The sequence below is a fragment of the Komagataeibacter melomenusus genome (assembly GCF_013155395.1).
GTDB lineage: Bacteria > Pseudomonadota > Alphaproteobacteria > Acetobacterales > Acetobacteraceae > Komagataeibacter > Komagataeibacter melomenusus.
Genome location: NZ_JABJWC010000009.1, coordinates 12,022 through 28,474 on the forward strand (window position 1 = coordinate 12,022; position 16,453 = coordinate 28,474).

At 66.5% G+C, this 16,453-nt stretch carries 15 protein-coding genes; 2 read left to right on the forward strand and 13 right to left on the reverse strand.

The window, feature by feature from the left end:
- Positions 1 to 16: 16 nt before the first annotated feature.
- The 5 genes from scpB to HNW77_RS05495 all read right to left on the reverse strand — a co-directional run bounded on the left by scpB (position 17) and on the right by HNW77_RS05495 (position 4,717).
- Positions 17 to 712, reverse strand: coding sequence for an SMC-Scp complex subunit ScpB (gene scpB, locus HNW77_RS05475; protein ID WP_241694313.1), 696 nt, complete (start codon positions 710 to 712; stop codon positions 17 to 19).
- On the reverse strand, positions 712 to 1,569 hold the full coding sequence (locus tag HNW77_RS05480) for a segregation and condensation protein A (RefSeq protein ID WP_172155915.1): 858 nt from the start codon (positions 1,567 to 1,569) through the stop codon (positions 712 to 714). The genes scpB and HNW77_RS05480 overlap by 1 nt, the downstream gene beginning before the upstream one ends.
- Before the next feature lie 9 nt (positions 1,570 to 1,578).
- On the reverse strand, positions 1,579 to 2,562 hold the full coding sequence (locus HNW77_RS05485) for an SPOR domain-containing protein (protein ID WP_172155917.1): 984 nt from the start codon (positions 2,560 to 2,562) through the stop codon (positions 1,579 to 1,581).
- Positions 2,559 to 4,364, reverse strand: coding sequence for an arginine--tRNA ligase (gene argS / locus HNW77_RS05490; RefSeq protein ID WP_172155919.1), 1,806 nt, complete (start codon positions 4,362 to 4,364; stop codon positions 2,559 to 2,561). Before argS ends, HNW77_RS05485 begins: the two co-directional genes overlap by 4 nt.
- Positions 4,365 to 4,534: 170 nt before the next feature.
- Complete coding sequence (locus HNW77_RS05495) at positions 4,535 to 4,717, reverse strand: hypothetical protein (protein ID WP_172155921.1); 183 nt, start codon at positions 4,715 to 4,717, stop codon at positions 4,535 to 4,537.
- 127 nt (positions 4,718 to 4,844) lie between these two features.
- Here HNW77_RS05495 and HNW77_RS05500 point away from each other — a divergent pair, with 127 nt between their 5' ends.
- Together HNW77_RS05500 and HNW77_RS05505 are read left to right on the forward strand one after the other, a co-directional pair.
- Positions 4,845 to 5,210 (forward strand): HesB/IscA family protein, encoded by a 366-nt coding sequence (locus HNW77_RS05500; RefSeq protein ID WP_172155923.1) that lies wholly within the window; start codon positions 4,845 to 4,847, stop codon positions 5,208 to 5,210.
- Positions 5,207 to 5,992 (forward strand): exodeoxyribonuclease III, encoded by a 786-nt coding sequence (locus HNW77_RS05505; protein WP_172155925.1) that lies wholly within the window; start codon positions 5,207 to 5,209, stop codon positions 5,990 to 5,992. Before HNW77_RS05500 ends, HNW77_RS05505 begins: the two co-directional genes overlap by 4 nt.
- On the opposite strand, the gene HNW77_RS05510 is transcribed toward HNW77_RS05505, so the two are convergent.
- From HNW77_RS05510 to HNW77_RS05545, 8 genes are all read right to left on the reverse strand, one after another.
- Positions 5,967 to 6,857 (reverse strand): EipB family protein, encoded by an 891-nt coding sequence (locus HNW77_RS05510; RefSeq protein WP_241694314.1) that lies wholly within the window; start codon positions 6,855 to 6,857, stop codon positions 5,967 to 5,969. The genes HNW77_RS05505 and HNW77_RS05510 overlap by 26 nt on opposite strands.
- 5 nt (positions 6,858 to 6,862) lie before the next feature.
- Positions 6,863 to 8,659 carry an aspartate--tRNA ligase gene (gene aspS / locus HNW77_RS05515; protein WP_172155927.1) on the reverse strand — a complete coding sequence of 599 codons (1,797 nt, stop codon included), beginning with the start codon at positions 8,657 to 8,659 and terminating at the stop codon, positions 6,863 to 6,865.
- Positions 8,660 to 8,793: 134 nt separating this feature from the next.
- A complete protein-coding gene (gene mtnA / locus HNW77_RS05520) occupies positions 8,794 to 9,885 on the reverse strand; it encodes an S-methyl-5-thioribose-1-phosphate isomerase (protein WP_172155929.1) in 1,092 nt (363 codons plus the stop codon).
- Between the two features lie 305 nt (positions 9,886 to 10,190).
- Positions 10,191 to 12,077: a molecular chaperone HtpG gene (gene htpG / locus HNW77_RS05525; protein WP_172155931.1), complete on the reverse strand. Its 1,887-nt coding sequence runs from the start codon at positions 12,075 to 12,077 to the stop codon at positions 10,191 to 10,193.
- 181 nt (positions 12,078 to 12,258) lie between these two features.
- Positions 12,259 to 12,888, reverse strand: a complete 630-nt coding sequence (locus HNW77_RS05530) for an NUDIX hydrolase (protein ID WP_172155933.1) — start codon at positions 12,886 to 12,888, stop codon at positions 12,259 to 12,261.
- Positions 12,885 to 13,343, reverse strand: coding sequence for a cupin domain-containing protein (locus tag HNW77_RS05535; protein WP_172155935.1), 459 nt, complete (start codon positions 13,341 to 13,343; stop codon positions 12,885 to 12,887). Before HNW77_RS05535 ends, HNW77_RS05530 begins: the two co-directional genes overlap by 4 nt.
- A 162-nt stretch (positions 13,344 to 13,505) precedes the next feature.
- Complete coding sequence (locus tag HNW77_RS05540) at positions 13,506 to 14,183, reverse strand: hypothetical protein (RefSeq protein WP_172155937.1); 678 nt, start codon at positions 14,181 to 14,183, stop codon at positions 13,506 to 13,508.
- A gap of 8 nt (positions 14,184 to 14,191) precedes the next feature.
- Positions 14,192 to 16,399: a beta-glucosidase family protein gene (locus HNW77_RS05545; RefSeq protein WP_172155939.1), complete on the reverse strand. Its 2,208-nt coding sequence runs from the start codon at positions 16,397 to 16,399 to the stop codon at positions 14,192 to 14,194.
- Positions 16,400 to 16,453 lie beyond the last annotated feature (54 nt).

Sequence of the window (16,453 nt, forward strand, 5' to 3'; positions counted from 1 at the left end):
CTGCTCCGCACACCTATCACGCCACGGGCGCGTCAGGAACCTCATCCGGCGCATCATCGCCTCCGTCCGCCGCCTGCATGCCACCGGGCGGTTCGGATGCCGCATCGGGCACATCCACCAGCAGTTCCTCGCGCCGGGGCAGGTCGCCCAGGTCCTTGAGGCCAAAATGGCGCAGGAAGCCGCTTGACGTGCCCCACAGGATCGGCCGCCCCGGCACTTCCTTGCGGCCCAGCGGCATGATGAGTTCGGCCTCGAGCAGCGTGTCGAGCACCTGCTGGCTCAGGCTCACACCGCGAATTTCCTCGATCTCGGCGCGCGTGCAGGGCTGGTGGTAGGCGATGATGGCCAGCGTCTCCATGGTCGAGCGCGCCAGCCTGCGCGGGCGCGGCATCACGCGGGTCAGGCGCGGAGCAAGGTCAGGGGCTGTGCGGAACTGCCAGCCCCCCGCCACCTCGACCAGTTCCACCCCGCGCCCGGCATACTGCGCGCCAAGGGCGGCCAGCGTGGCTGCCACATAGGCATCGCGGTCGGCGGTATCATGCGGGATGCCGCCCTGCGCGCCGAGCACCTCGGCAATGGCGCGGGTGCTGAGCGGGTCGGCACGGGCGAAGATCAGGGCCTCGACAAGGCGCAGCGAAAAATCACGCACCGTGATGTCTTCCGCCCCGTCCTGCACGGGCGCGATGAGATCAGGCTGCTCGGGGTCGTTCATCAGGGCCTCTCGCCTTCTGGTTGCATGGGGGCGGCGGGGTGGTCAGCCGCCATCCGTTCACGCAGCAGGATGCGGCCAAACTGTTCCGCCTGCCGCAGTTCGATCGTGCCATTGCGCGCCATCTCCAGGCTGGCCAGCAGCGTGCCCGCCACGGCGGCCCTCCGGCCGGTCTCGGCCAGGGGGCCAGCGCTGTCCGCCCCGGTGGCAGGGGGCAGGAAGGCCTCGAGCTCGCACCAGCCCACGGGCATGAGCGTGCCGAGCATGCGCCGCAGCCGCTCCAGCGCATCCTGCACGGTCCAGAACCGGGGCGGGCGCGGCTGGTAGGTGGCCTTGCGCGCGCGCCGCCGCATGGCGGCCATATAACCGCGCATGAGTTGCGGCACATCCACCGCCAGCCCCGAGCGGTCGATCGCCACAAGGCTTTCGGCCTGCCCGCGTTCAAACACCTCATGGCCAAGCTGGTCACGCGCGCCGAGCCAGCGGCCCAGTTGCACCATGCGCTCAAGCTCGAGCAGGCGCTCGTGCAGGAGGGCTGCCGCATCCTCGGCATCAATGTCTTCGCCGTCATCCTCGGGCAGCAGCAGGCGCGACTTGAGCCAGGCCAGCCATGCCGCCATCACCAGCCAGTCCGCCGCCTGCTCCAGCCGCACGGCGGGAATGGTCCGCACCACCACCAGAAACTGCTCGACAAGCTGCAGGATGGAAATGCGCCACAGATCCACCTTCTGCGCCCGGGCGAGTTCAAGCAGCAGGTCCATTGGCCCGTCAAACCCGTCAAGATGCACGATGGGCGAGGTCGGCTGCCCCTGCAGGGCAGGCGCGCCTGCGCCCCGCCCCGCCTCATCTGGCTGGGTCATGGAGTGCGCTCAGGAATGGACCGGTTCACACGGCAGGCTTTTGGCCTTGACCTTCTCGCACACCGATGCCGCCTGCGCCTTGCTCAACCCCTTGATGCGCAGGCGGTAGAATGTCTTGCCGCCCCGCTCCGCCTTGATGACGGCAGGCTGGTATGGGCCAAACACGCCGGGATAACGGCTGAGGAGGCTGCTCCAGTTTTTCAGCGCCGCCTCCTGCGAATCAAGGGCCGCAAGCTGCACGCCATAGGCCCCATTGCCCTCATTGAGCGCGCGCGGCACCGGCGGCGGCAGGGTGGCGGGTGCCTCCTCGGCCTGCTTTACCGGTTCCGCGGGCTTCTGGGCGGCCTCCTGCGGGGCGGGCTCGGTCGCGGCGGGCGTCTCGGCAGGTGGCGGGGCGGCGGCCGTGGTGGTGGCTGGCGCAGGGGTATTGCCACCATCGGCGCTGTCGCCGCCCGGTGGCGGGCCATACTGCCGGGCCATGGCATCGGGCTGGGGCTGCTCGGGCGGGGGCGAGAGGCGCATCACGCCACCATCAGCGGCCATGCCATCGCCCGCACCCAGAATCTGCATGCCGCCCGGATCGGCCGGCTTGACGCGCACCGGCCCCGGCGGGGGGCCAAGCACCGCAATCCCGCCTTCATGGTGGCCGAAGAGCGACCAGCCGCCAATCGCCAGGACCAGAATGCCGCCAAGCCCCGCCGCGCCATAGACCAGCTTGCGCGTGAGCGGGTCATCGCCCAGCAGGCTGCTGCCCGCAAACCGCGCCAGCAGGGCCTTGAAATCGGTGCCACCCCGGCCCCCACGCGCGGATGGGCGCTGGCCGATATCATCAGCCGGCTCCATGGGCGCGCGCGTGTTCAGGTCGGGGTTGGAATCCGTGCCCATGCGCTCGCGCGTGGGCGGGCGCTCGGCATAGGGATCGGGTGCTGCCGGGCTGTCCCGCCGGAGGTCATCGGGGCCACCATTGCGCGGCGGGGTATCGTCAGGACTCATCGCATCTCCTCGACCGGCTGCACGCCGAGCACGTTCAGGCCCGAACGCAGCACGGTTGCCGTCGCCTCGACAAGGGCGAGTTTCGTGCGGGTTGCGGCCACGTCATCTTCCTGCACGAAGCGCAGGGTCGTGTCATCCTTGCCCCGGTTCCACAGCGCATGGAAATCGGAGGCCAGTTCATTGAGATAGAACGCAATGCGGTGCGGCTCATGCGCGCTGGCCGCCGACTCGACCATGCGCGGCCACTGCGCCATGCGCTGCAAGAGCGCCAGTTCCGCATCCGCCACCAGCCCCGACAGGTCGGCGGTTGCCAGCTCGGCAGGGGTCAGGCCGCCGGGCAGCCTGCCCGCATTGGCAAGGCCCGCCGCCGCCCGCAGCACCGAGCAGCAGCGCGCATGGGCATACTGCACGTAAAAGACCGGGTTGTCGCGGCTCTGGGCCACGACCTGGTCAAGGTCGAACTCCATCTGCGCGTCGGCCTTGCGGGTAAGCATGGTAAAGCGCACCGCGTCACGCCCCACCTCATCGATCAGGTCGCGCAGGGTGACGAACGTGCCCGCGCGCTTGGACATGCGCACCGGCTGCCCATCGCGCACGATGCGCACGATCTGGCAGAGCAGCACATCAAGCACCGGGCGGCCATCGGTAGCCAGTGCCGCAACGGCAGCCTTCATGCGCGTGACGTAGCCGCCATGATCGGCACCCCATACATCGACCAGCACATCCGCACCCCGGCGGATCTTGTCGGCATGGTAGCCGATGTCATTGGCGAAATAGGTGTTCGAGCCATCCGACTTGCGCAGGGGCCGGTCCACGTCATCGCCAAATTCAGTGGAGCGGAACAGGGTCTGGGGGCGGGCCTCCCAGTCATCGGGCAGCTTGCCCTTGGGGGGCTCGAGCACGCCTTCGTAGATCAGGCCCTTATCCTCGAGCTTTTTGATGGCGCGGTCGGTCTCGCCATCGGCCAGAATCTTCGCCTCGCTGGTGAACACGTCATGATGCACGCCAAGGGCGGCCAGATCCGCGCGGATCATGCCCATCATGGTATCGACCGCCTCTTTTTTCACGGTCTCGAGCCACAGGGCGGGATCGGCGGGCTTCAGACCAGGGGCGGCGAGGCTGTCGCCATGTTTTTTGGCCAGCGCCTCGCCTACGGGCACCAGATAGTCACCGCCGTACTGGATCGCGCCACCGGGCACGACGGCTGCGAATTCCGCCTCCGTCACGGTAGTGTGCAGCGCCTGCAGGTAGCGCCAGTACGTAGCCCAGGCCAGCGCGATCACCTGCGCGCCAGCATCGTTGATGTAATATTCTTTCGTAACGTCATACCCCGCCTTGGCCAGCAGGTTGGCCAGCACGTCACCCACCACGGCGCCACGGCAGTGGCCCACATGCATCGGCCCCGTGGGGTTGGCCGAGACATATTCCACATTCACCTTGACGCCACGGCCTGCGCTGCTCGTGCCGTAGGCCTCGCCTGCGTGCAGCACGTCACGGGCCACGGCCTGCCACACGGCGGGCGCAAGGCGCATGTTGACAAAGCCCGGCCCCGCCACCTCGGCCTGCGCGATGCCGGGCACGCTGGCCAGCGCCGTGACCAGTTCGCCCGCGATCTCGGCCGGGCGGCGGCGGGCCGCCTTGGAGATGACCAGAGCCGCATTGGTGGCCAGGTCGCCATGCGCGGGGTCGCGGGTCGGTGTTACCTCAACGCGCTCAAGGGCTGCCGGGGGCAGGTCGGGCATGATGGCGCGCAGCGCATCGCGCACATGCGTGAGGTAACGGGCGAACAGACTGTCTGACATGCGGCTTGGTTTCCCAACAGATAACGATAACAGGCGCTGTGGCCCGGCATGGAATGGCCCGCCGGCATCGCGCCACGGCGGTGGCAGGCGGAGGATCGTGCTGCGCGTGTTTCACCCCGGCGGGGACGGGTCCGTCAACCGTCGATATGCCTCCATTGTGCAGCGACCCGTCATACCGGCAGTATAATCGGCCGCGACCCGGCACGCACCTGCCATGTCACGCCCCCCACCCGTAGCAGGGGCCTGGCGCAGGCGCCGATGGCCGGGATCGATTCGATCACAGGGCGGCCACGGTCGCGCTGCAATGGGCCATGGGCCGGAGCGGTCTGGACAGCGCAGGGTGCAGTGCTCATATAGGATCAGGACCAAGCCATGGATGAAACGGTAAAGGCCATATCACCGTACATCCATAACCCGCCCGCGGCCCGCCGCCAACATGCAGTGGTGCCGGCCTGCGTGCACAGATCATGGTGAAACCCGATGTCCACGCCCCCTTCCCCCCCGGCCGAGATGTTCCGCGTATCGGATTCGGCAGCAGATCGCCTGCGCGAAATTCTGGATGAACAGCCCGCCGCCCCCACGGGCGAGCCTGCTTTGCGGGTGGCGGTGGAGGCCGGTGGCTGCAACGGCTTTCAGTATAAATTCGCCCTTGAGCCCGAAACCCGCCCCGATGACATCGTGATTGCCGCAGGCACTGCCCGCGTACTCGTTGACCCCGCCAGCATGGACCTGCTGAGTGGCGCGGTGCTCGATTTTGATGACAGCCTGATGGGCGCGCATTTCACGGTGCGCAACCCGCATGCGGCGTCATCATGCGGGTGTGGCACCAGCTTCTCGGTGGAATGATGAAATTCGTTACCTGGAACGTCAATTCCATCCGCCAGCGCCTTGACCATGTGCTTGACTACCTTGCCCGCGAGCAGCCCGACGTGCTGGCGTTGCAGGAGATCAAGTGCGCCACCGAGATCTTCCCCGCCGATGCATTCAGGGCGGCAGGCTATGACAGCATCGTGGTCGGGCAGAAAAGCTATAACGGCGTGGCCATCCTCACGCGCCTGCCGCATGAGGTCACGCACACCGCCCTGCCCGGCTGGGAGACCGACCCGCCACAGGCCCGCTACGTGGAAATTCGCGCAGGCGGGCTGGTTTTTGGCAATCTGTACCTGCCCAACGGCAATTCCGGCGGCAGTGCAGGCTACGACTCCAAGCTTGCCTTCATGGAGGCACTGGCCCTCCACGCCCATGCCATGCTTGCAGCCGGGCAGGACTTCGTGCTGCTGGGCGACTACAATGTCTGCCCCACCGATGAGGACTGCGCACCCGGCGCGCTCGCACCCGATGATGCGCTGGTGCGCCCGGCCAGCCGTGCTGCCTTCCGCCGCCTGCTCTGGCTCGGCCTGACCGATGCGCTGCGCGCGCTGCACCCGGTGGGGCGCTTTTATACCTTCTGGGATTATCAGGCCGCCGCCTGGCAGCGTGACAGCGGACTGCGCATCGACCATGCCCTGCTCTCGCCCCGCGTGGCCGAACGGCTGCTCACCGCCCTGCCCGCGCGTGACGAGCGCGGCAAGGCCCAGCCATCGGACCATGTGCCGCTGGCTGTTACAGTGGCCGATGCTGCGGGCTGAGCGGAGCGGCCGGCGGGCAGTGATCGGGCACCGGCAGCAGCCGGAATTCGCGTAGCGTGCCCGCCAGCCGGAACTGCCCGAAATTGAGGTCGAGCTGGTCGGCCACCCCGTTGGTGAAATAACGCATGCCCTGCTCGAATATCGGCCCCATGTCGCGCGTGGTGGGGTTGTAGTAGGCAATATGCACCCGCTGCGCCCCAAGCGGGGCCAGGGCTGCAAACGGCGTTGCCACAGGCGGCGCCTCGCGTGCCAGCAGCAGCACGTAGGTGCTCAGCGCCCCGGTCTCGACCGTGCCATCGAACAAAGGCGGCGCGATCTCGCCCTGGCCCGCCTGGCCTGCCGCGATCACGCTGGTGGTGTGCGCCACGGGGAACAGCGTGCCCGCGGGCAGCGCCACGTCATGCACGCTGGGCGCGGTATAATGCACCCTGCCGCCCGTGGGGCGCATATGCGCCTCGCCTGCTATGCGCGGGCTGGGCTGGCCGTTTTCTCTCTGGTCGGCACGGAAAACGAGGGAGGCGCCATCCTTGTCCTCCAGCACCGCGTAATCGGAATCACTGTCGTGCTGATCACCCCCCCGGCCCACGGTGCGCACATGCAACTGCTGCTGGGTGGACCAGGCCGTGCACATGTCGGACAGCACGAAGGTCAGCCTGCCCTCCGCCGTCACCACATCGCCATCGCCCACGGCGGACAGCACAAGGTCATACACCGCCCGGTGCGCCGCCATGCCCGCAGGCGGGGCGGCACGCGCCGGGCCATGCCACAGCCCCACGGCCACCATGCCCGCCATCATGCCGCCATGATACATGCGCCGCGCCACAATGCGGCGCGCCGTGAGGGAGGGGTCCATCACGGCGTGCATCGCACTCAGTCCTTCTTCTGGCCGGGCTTGGGGCGCGGCAGGTCAAGCGCGAGCGAGAGTTCCTTGAGCCGCTGCGGCTCGACCGGGGCGGGGGCCCCCATCATCAGGTCCTCGCCCTGCTGGTTGAGCGGGAACAGGATCACCTCGCGGATGTTCGGCTCATCGGCAAGCAGCATCACGATGCGATCCACGCCCGGCGCCGAGCCACCATGCGGCGGCGCGCCGTAGCGGAAAGCGTTGAGCATGCCGCCAAAGCGGGCCTCGACCTCGCTGGCCGGATAGCCCGCGATCTCGAAGGCGCGGATCATCACATCGGGCTGGTGGTTCCGGATCGCGCCCGATGAGAGTTCGATGCCGTTGCATACGATATCGTACTGATAGGCCTTGATGGTCAGCGGGTCCTGATTCTGGAGCGCGTCCATGCCCCCCTGCGGCATGGAGAACGGGTTGTGCGAGAAGTCGATCTCGCCCGTTTCCTCATTGCGCTCGTACATCGGGAAGTCCGTGATCCAGCAGAAGCGGAAGGCGTTCTGCTCGATCAGGTCGAGTTCGGTCGCAACGCGGGTGCGCACGGCCCCCGAGAACTTGACCATCTCATCGCCCTTGCCCGCTACGAAGAACACGGCATCGCCTGCCTTCAGCCCGGTCTTGGCGCGGATGGCCTCGATACGCTCGGCCTCGAGGTTCTTGGCGATCGGCCCCTTGCCGCCTTCTTCCGCGAAGATGATGTAGCCCAGCCCGCCAGCACCCGATTCACGCGCCCAGTTGTTGAGCTTGTCAAAGAACGCACGCGGGCGGTCACCCGCACCGGGGGCGGGAATGGCACGGACCTGGCCACCATCGGCGGCAATACGGGCAAACAGGCCAAAGCCGGAACCGGCAAACGCCTCGGTCACGTCCGAGAGTTTGAGCGGGTTGCGCAGGTCGGGCTTGTCGCTGCCATAGACGTCCATGGCCGTGGCGTAGGGAATGCGCTCGAACGGCCCTTCGCTGACGATGCGGCCACCGCCGAACTCACGGAACACGCCTTCCATCACCGGCTCGAGGGTCGCGAACACGTCTTCCTGTGTGGCGAACGCCATCTCGAAATCAAGCTGGTAGAACTCACCGGGCGAGCGGTCGGCGCGCGCCGCTTCATCACGGAAGCAGGGTGCGATCTGGAAATAGCGGTCAAACCCCGCCACCATGGCCAGCTGCTTGAACTGCTGAGGGGCCTGCGGCAGGGCGTAGAACTTGCCCGGATGCATGCGCGCGGGCACGAGGAAGTCACGCGCGCCCTCGGGTGATGACGCGGTCAGGATCGGGGTCTGGAATTCGACAAAGCCGAGGTCGGTCATGCGCTTGCGCAGGCTCGCGATCACCTGCGCGCGCAGCATGATGTTGCGGTGCACCTTCTCGCGCCGCAGGTCGATGTAGCGGTAGGTCAGGCGCAGGTCTTCGGGGTAGTGCTCGTTGCCCGCCACCTGCAGCGGCAGCACGTCGGCGCTGGACTGGACCACGATCTCGCGCGCGCGCAGTTCGATCTCGCCGGTGGGCAGGTTGGGGTTCTTGGTGGCGCCATCGCGCAGCACCACGTCACCCGTCACGGTCAGCACGCTTTCCACGCGCACGCGCTCGGCGGTTTCCAGCACGGGGGAGCCTGCGGGGATCACGATCTGCGTCATGCCGAAATGGTCGCGCAGGTCAATGAACAGCAGGCCGCCATGATCGCGCTTGGAGTGTACCCATCCGGAAAGGCGGGCCGTCTGCCCGGCATCGGCAGCCCGCAGGGCCGCGCAGCTATGGGTACGATAGGGATGCATGCTCTTGTCCTGATTCTACCAGATTTGGGGGGCATGGCCACAAGGGGCCGCACCCGGTTGCAGGCGCGACAAAGCCAATCCCGCCCGCGCCTGTCAAGGTCATAGGTGAGCAGCCCCGGCCTGCGGGGCCGTGCTCACACGTATTCGGGGAAGAGATCGCACAGCCCGTCCGCCGTGGCCGGGCAGCGCCCGCGCTCGGTGATCAGGCCGGTCACGAGGCGCGCGGGGGTGACGTCAAAGGCCGGGTTGGCGGCCGGGCTGCCATCGGGCACAAGCTGCACGCCTGTCACGCGGCCTTCCGCATCCCGGCCCTGGATATGGGTGACTTCGCGGCCGTCACGCTCCTCGATCGGGATTTCGCTGACCCCGTCACTGATGGTCCAGTCGATGGTGGTCGACGGCAGCGCCACCCAGAAGGGCACGTTATTGTCACGCGCCGCCAGTGCCTTGAGGTAGGTGCCGATCTTGTTGGCCACATCGCCCGTGCGGGTCACGCGGTCGGTGCCCACGATCACGAGGTCGACCTGCCCATGCTGCATCAGGTGGCCACCGGCGTTATCGGCAATGACGGTGTGCTTCACCCCATGGCTGCCCAGTTCCCATGCGGTGAGCGAGGCGCCCTGGTTGCGCGGGCGGGTTTCATCCACCCACACATGCACGTCAATGCCACGGTCATGCGCCATGTAGATGGGCGCAAGCGCCGTGCCCCAGTCCACGGTGGCGATCCAGCCCGCGTTGCAGTGGGTGAGTATATTGACCGGGCCGGGGCGGCGGGCAGCGATCTCCCCGATCAGTTCCAGCCCCTGCCGGCCGATGGCCTCGTTCTGGATCACGTCTTCATCGCAGATGCGCCCGGCCTCGTCATAGGCGGCGGCCACGCGGTCGGCCTGGGGCGTGGTGCGCAGGCGGGTGAGCATGCGCCTGATGGCCCAGGCCAGGTTGACTGCCGTGGGGCGGGTGGCGGCAAGCAGTGCTGCGTCACGTTCCATGGCGGCATCACTGCTGTCATGGCGCAGGGCAAGCGCCAGCCCGTAGGCCGCGACCGCACCGATCAGCGGCGCGCCACGCACCTGCATGGTGCGGATGGCGTGCGCCACCTGATCGCGCCCGGTCAGGCGCAGGATATCGAGCGACCAGGGCAGACGGGTCTGGTCAAAGATATGGACCGACCAGCCATCATCGGCATCCACCCAGACACTGCGATAAGAGACGTTATCAATTTTCATATAAGATTTGCCGCCATCCAAAAACCGGAACACACAAAAGGGCGTGTAGGGAAGCATCCGGCCGGACCGCGTTCAAGGCCCTGCCGCCTGAATACTTTGAATAAAGCTGCCGTTGCGGTTTTTCTGCCATAAGGCAGCGTAAACCGTTCCCGCATGGGCGGGATCATACAGGCAGTCAGCCCGCAGGGCTACACCGGAACATGAAAAGCCCCTGCGCCCGGCCCGGCTGAAGCCTGAAAAAAAACATCCCGCCATGCACAACGCATGGCGGGACGTTGGGAGCATACCCTTCAGCGCAGGGCTGATCAGCCCTGCGGGCCGTCCGTCAGCGGCAGGCGCGTGAGGATCGTGGTCAGGCGCTGGGCGAAGCCGGTGGGGTCCTTCGGGCTTTCACCATCCTGGATCCGGGCCATGTCCATCAGCGTCAGCGCAATATCCTGCACCGGGTCGCCATTCTTCACGCGGGTGGCGAGATCGGCGATGAGCGGATGGGCCGGGTTGACCTGCAGCACCGGCGCCGTGTCGGGCACCTGCTGGCCGCTGCGCTTCATCAGCCGGATCATCTGCAGGTCCGGCCCGGATTCGGGGGCGGCCAGCACCACGGCGCTGTTGACGAGGCGATTGGTGCCCTTCACGTCGGACACCGCATCGCCAAGCGCTTCCTTCAGTGCGGGGATCACGACTGCCAGCGCATCCTTTTCAGCCTGCGTTTCCTCCGGCGCGCCGAACTTTTCCAGATCGGTGTGGAACTGGCTGATATTGCGGATGGGCACGTCCTTGTACACGCCCAGCCGCTCGGGCCAGAAGGAGTCCACCGGGTCGGACAGCAGCAGCACCTCGATGCCACGCGCGCGGAAACCCTCGAGCTGCGGCGAGGAGGGCAGCATTTCCGTGCGGTCGCCGGTCAGGTAGTAAATGGCTTCCTGCTCGGGCTTCTTGCGCTCGAGATAGGCATCGAGCGTGGTCCAGCCTTCCTGCGTGCTGGAACGGAAGCGGGCGATGGCGGCAAGTTCCGTGCGGTGGGTTGCGTCGTCCCAGATGCCTTCCTTGAAGGTGGGGCCGAAATTGTCCCAGAATTTCTCGAAATCCGCCTCGTCCTTGCTGCGGGTCTTGAGTTCCGAGATCACGCGGTTGGTCACGGCCTTGCGGATGCGGGCGAGCACCGGGGTGGCCTGCAGCATCTCGCGCGAGACGTTGAGCGGCAGATCCTCGGTATCGACCACACCGGTCACGAACCGCAGCCATGGCGGCAGCAGGCCCGCGTCATCGGTAATGAACATGCGGCGCACATGCAGGCGGATCTGGCTCTCGCGCACCGGCTCGGCAAACTCGAACGGCTTGCTGCCGGGAATGAACAGCAGGGCCGAGAACTCCATCGTGCCTTCGGCATGCCAGTGCAGCGTGGCCCAGGGCGTGTCGAAGTTGTGGCTCACATGGCGGTAGAACTCGTTGAGCTGTTCTTCATCAATCTCGCCACGCGGCTTGCGCCACAGGGCGGTGCCCTTGTTGGCCGAGGTTTCCTCGCCATCGTCCTTGACGATGGTGATCGGCCACGAGATGTGGTCGGCCCATTTCCGCACGATGGTTTCAAGCTGCCACGAATCGAGGAAGTCGTTCGCGTCTTCCTTGATGTGCAGGATGATGTCGGTGCCTGCCTTCTCACGCGTGGCGGGGCTGATGGTGTAGTTGCCCTTGCCGGTGGAGGACCAGCACCAGGCCTCGTCACTGCCAGCGCGGCGCGAGATCACGTCCACCCTGTCCGCCACCATGAAGGCGGCATAGAAGCCCACGCCGAACTGGCCGATCAGGCTCGGCTTGTCCTCGGGCTTGGCGTTGGCCAGTTCCTCGCCAAAGGCACGGGTGCCGGAGCGGGCGATGGTGCCGAGGTTGCGGGCAAGCTCTTCCTTGCTCATGCCCGCGCCATCATCGCTGATGGTCAGCAGGCGGGCATCCTTGTCGGGGTTGATGCGGATCTTGGCATCTTCAGGCAGGGCGCGCGCGCCATCGGTCAGCGCCTCGAAGCGACGCTTGTCTGTCGCATCCGCCGCGTTGGCGACGAGTTCACGCAGGAAGATTTCACGCTCGGAATAGAGCGCATGCACCACAAGGTCGAGCAGGCGGCCGACCTCGGCGCTGAATTCATGCTGTTCGCCCGTGGCTTCGGGCGGGGTCGTGGTGGTCTGTTCCGTCATGGCTTATCCAGTCTGTCTGTTGCAATGTCGTCGGGTTACAATTTGTATTGGATATGGAAATCCCGGCTGGTTTTTCAATGGGCGGCCTGTGGGTTGCGTGAACGCTGCGACGCCGCCTTTTTGAAAAAAGGCGGCACCCAAAAACTTTTACTACTTTATCAAGTCATTGTTTTTTAAGGTTTCAGTCAAAATCCGTGGGCAGGTCGGGGTTGGCGGCGTGTTCGAACATGCGGGCCAACTGGCCGGGCAGCACGCGGCCAAGCGAGAGGTCGGTGGGCAGGTGGTCTGCAGCAAACCAGCCGATCTCCGATGTCTCGATACTGGTCTTGGCACTGCCGCCGGTCAGTTCGCAGATGAAATAGAGCGTGCAGCATGAAAACGGTCCCGGCGGGTGGCCCTGCCGGTCGCGGTCCCACACGGCGGCGAGCTTGGTCACGCGCACGCTAAAGCCGCTTTCCTCGCGCACTTCCTTTACCGTGTTTTCCACCGGGGTCAGGTTCACATCCGCCCAGCCGCCAGGCAGGGTCCAGCGGTCATGGTCCAGCACCTCGCGCACCAGCAGTATCCGGCCCTGCGCATCGAACACGGCGGCGCGCACCACCAGCTTTGGCGTGGCATAGCCGTCCTGATCGCTGAACAGGTCGAGCACGCGCGCCATGTCGGCATGGCTGCCCGCGGCCATCATGTCGGCTGCGATCTGCCTTATGCTTTCATAGCGTTCCCGGTCGAACGGGCTTTCGGCATAGGTCAGGCCACTCTGGGCCAGTGCCTGCAGGTCGCGCGCCCAGATGAGCCATTGCGGGGGTGTCATGCGTTTTCTCCTTGTGGCGTCCAGCCGGGCGGGGCCAGTTCAAACTGGCTGAAAACAAAGGCGGGCGCCACCTGGCAGCCCATCAGGCTCCAGCCCCCCTCGCTCCGGGCTGCCTGCCATGCCCCCGGCGGCACCACCGCCTGTAGCACCTGCCCCTGCGTGGCCAGCGGGCCAAGCACGATCCGCTCGATCGGAGCCCCCTGCCCTGCGGCAATTTCAAGGACGAGCGGGCTGCCGCCCTGCCAGCACCAGATCTCGGCCGCATCAACGCGGTGCCAGTGCGAGCGCTCGCCCGCCGCCAGCAGGAAACTGATGGTCGAGACCGCGCCGCGCGGGCCATCGGCTGGCGTACTGCGCCATATTTCGCGGTAGCTGCCGCCTTCGGGGTGGGGGTGCAGGCCCAGTACCTGCCGCACGGTCTCGGCTGGCGTGTTGGGGTCGCGCAAATCTGTCATGGGGTTCGGGCTCCGGTCAGGGTCGCATGCGCTGGCGTAGCCTTCCTGCCGCCGGTCTGCAAACGGCAGGGAAAGAATGAATGAAAGTCTTCGGGTGCCGCCCTTTTTCAAAAAGGCTGATTTCTTCGAAGCTTTTAAAAAAAAGCTTCGCCAGAAACCTCTTCAGGGATCGGGGCTTCCCTGATCCCGAGACGGAAAGGCGAGGGTCTGGTCGGTATAGGTTTCCACCACCTCACTAAAGGCATGCCCCTGCCCGTCGCGCAGCACCGCGCGCTGGCGCACGATTTCAGCCGGGGCCACGATCATCGCCATGGCCTGCCCCGCAGCCGGTCCCGGCCAGGGGGACCACAGCCGCGTAAATTCCAGCCGCTCGCGGGTAAAATCCAGCGGCGCCACCACATGGCCGAAGGAGGTATCCGTCCCCTCCAGCGTGGCGTTCATCTGCGGCGTCAGCAGACCGGGCACATACCAGTTATCCGCGACCGAAAGCACATACGGGCCACAGGCCAGCCTGACCTGCCGGTGCCGCACGGGCTGCGTGGCACTCACGCCCAGATCGGCCCGCACCCGCGCGGGCACGGGGTCGGGCTGCGGCAGGTCTGCCTTCTGTGCCACCACCACGGGGTGTTCGGCCATATGGTGGACTGCGCACCAGTCCTCGAGCGCCAACGTTGCGCTGGGGTGGGTGAGCAGGGTGATTTCCAGCTCCTGCACGCTCATCATCAGGCGCGCGCGGTTAGCAGGCGTATCGGGCCATGCGGGGCTGGCCGCCTGCACGGGGCAGGCAGGCAACAGGCCAGCCACCATGATCGCTGCCCCAAGCGGCGCCCTTCTCCTCATGTGCCGCCTCAGGGCGCCATGGTCCGGCCATGCAGGTGCATGGTGGCCTGCTGGCTGTCATCGGTGGCGCATGATGCAAGCCAGACGCGGAAGGTGCCCGAGGGCACGCTCCACCGGTTATGCCGGCCATCGAAATGCGCCAGCAGGCGCGGGTCAAGCTGCACCGAAACCTGGCGGCTCTCGCCCGGCGCCAGGCTGACACGCTGCCACCCCGCCAGGCGGCGCGCGCCCCCATCGGGCAGGCCGACATAGACCTGCGGCACATCCACGCCCGGCTGCGTGCCGGTGTTATGCACGTTGAATGTGGCCGTCACCTGCCCATGGCGTTCGGCCAGCTTCAGCCCATCGGTGCTGAACGTGGTGTAGGTCAGGCCATAGCCGAACGGGTAAAGCGGCTTGAAATGGTTGCGGTCGAACCAGCGGTAACCGACATCGCTGCCTTCATCGTAAACCAGTTCCTGATCGGTGTGGAACTGCATCTCGAACACGTTATCCGCCGTCACACCCGCGATATCGGGGTGGGCAAGTTGCGATTCCGCCTGCGGGAAGGTCATGGTCAGGTGACCCGAGGGCGCAACCTTGCCAAACAGCAGCCGCGCAATGGCCGGACCACCGCCAGAACCGGGGAACCATGCCTCAAGCACGCCCGCCACGCTGTTGTTCCACGGCATCAGCACCGGGTCGCCGGTTTCCATCACCACGACCGTGCGCGGGTTGGCGGCGGCGACGGCGGTAATCAACGCATCGGCATTGCCATCAAGATGCATGCTCGGCGCGTCCATCCCCTCGAACGTGAACTGCGTGGCATACACCACCACCACGTCGGCCGCGTGTGCCGCCCGCACGGCAGAGGCGATATTGGTGCCGGAATCATAGGTGATGCGGGCCTGCGGTGCCTCGGCCTTCATGGCCTTGAGCGGCGAGGACGGGAAATAGACCGGATCGCCCGGCCATTCCTTCTTGCCCGGCCCCTTCACCACCTCGCCCCCGATCGGATCGACCTGGCTGGACCCGCCGCCTGAAATCACGCCCACATCGGCATGCCCGCCAATAACGGCAATGCGCGCGGTGGGCGAAAGCGGCAGGATGTGGCCCTGGTTGCGCAGCAGGACCGCGCCTTCTTCCTCATCCTTCTGGGCCACAAGGGTATCGGTCACGACATCAAGCGCGCTGCGCTGCGGCTGATGGTCCACCAGCCCCACCGCGAACAGCGAGCGGACAATGCGCTCCGCCATGTCGTTGATGCGGGCCTGCGGCACGCGGCCCGCCTTTACATCGGCCTCAAGCAGGGCGCGGAAATAGGGGCGGGCATCGGCATGGTCGCCTGCCGATTCCTGGTCCAGCCCCGCCAGCGCCGCACGGGCGGAGGAATGCGTGGCCCCCCAGTCGGACATGACAAAACCGGGATAGTGCCAGTCCTGCTTCAGCGTCGTGGTCAGCAGGTAGGGGTTTTCACAGGCATACAGGTCATTGACGCGGTTGTACGAGCACATGACCGAACCGGGATGCCCGGTTTCAAGGGCGATCTCGAATCCCAGCAGGTCGCTCTCGCGCATGGCCACGGGGTCGATATCGGCGCTCATGGTCATGCGTGAGGTTTCAAGATCGTTCATCGCATAATGCTTGAGCGTGGAAATCACATGCTGCGACTGCACGCCCGCAATGGTGCTGCCCACCATGCGCCCGGTCTGGAGCGGGTCCTCGCCCGCATATTCAAAGTTGCGGCCGCCGCGCGGGTCGCGCGTCAGATCCGCGCCACCCCCGAGCAGGATGTTGAAGCCACTCTGCCACGCCTCGCGCCCGATCATGACACCGGCCTGCCGCGCCATGTCCATATCCCACGTGCTGGCCGTGGACAGGCCCGACGGCAGGGAGACCGCCGCCCCGTCCTTGCGGATATGCGCCGGGTTGCGCACGCCAAGCCCCGCATCGGAAATCTGCAGGTCAGGCAGGCCCGAACCCTTGGGCGCGCGCAGGTACGCCGCCGAGCCCAGGCCGCCGGGAGGGGCCACGCTGCCATTGAAGCCACCGCCATCAACACTGAACAGCAGGGACATCTTGTCCTCAAGGCTCATGGAGGCGAGCACCTGCCGCGCCCGGGCATCGGCCGGGTCGCCCCCGCCATCATGCGCATGCCGCGCGAAAGCGGGCGCCTGGGCCACCGCCATGCCACACGCCACGGCGGATAACAGGAATATCTTGCGGGACAGTCTCATGTGGCAGGCTCCTCCTTCAGGGGCTGGACAGTGACGGCGCGGCCGCCATCTCCT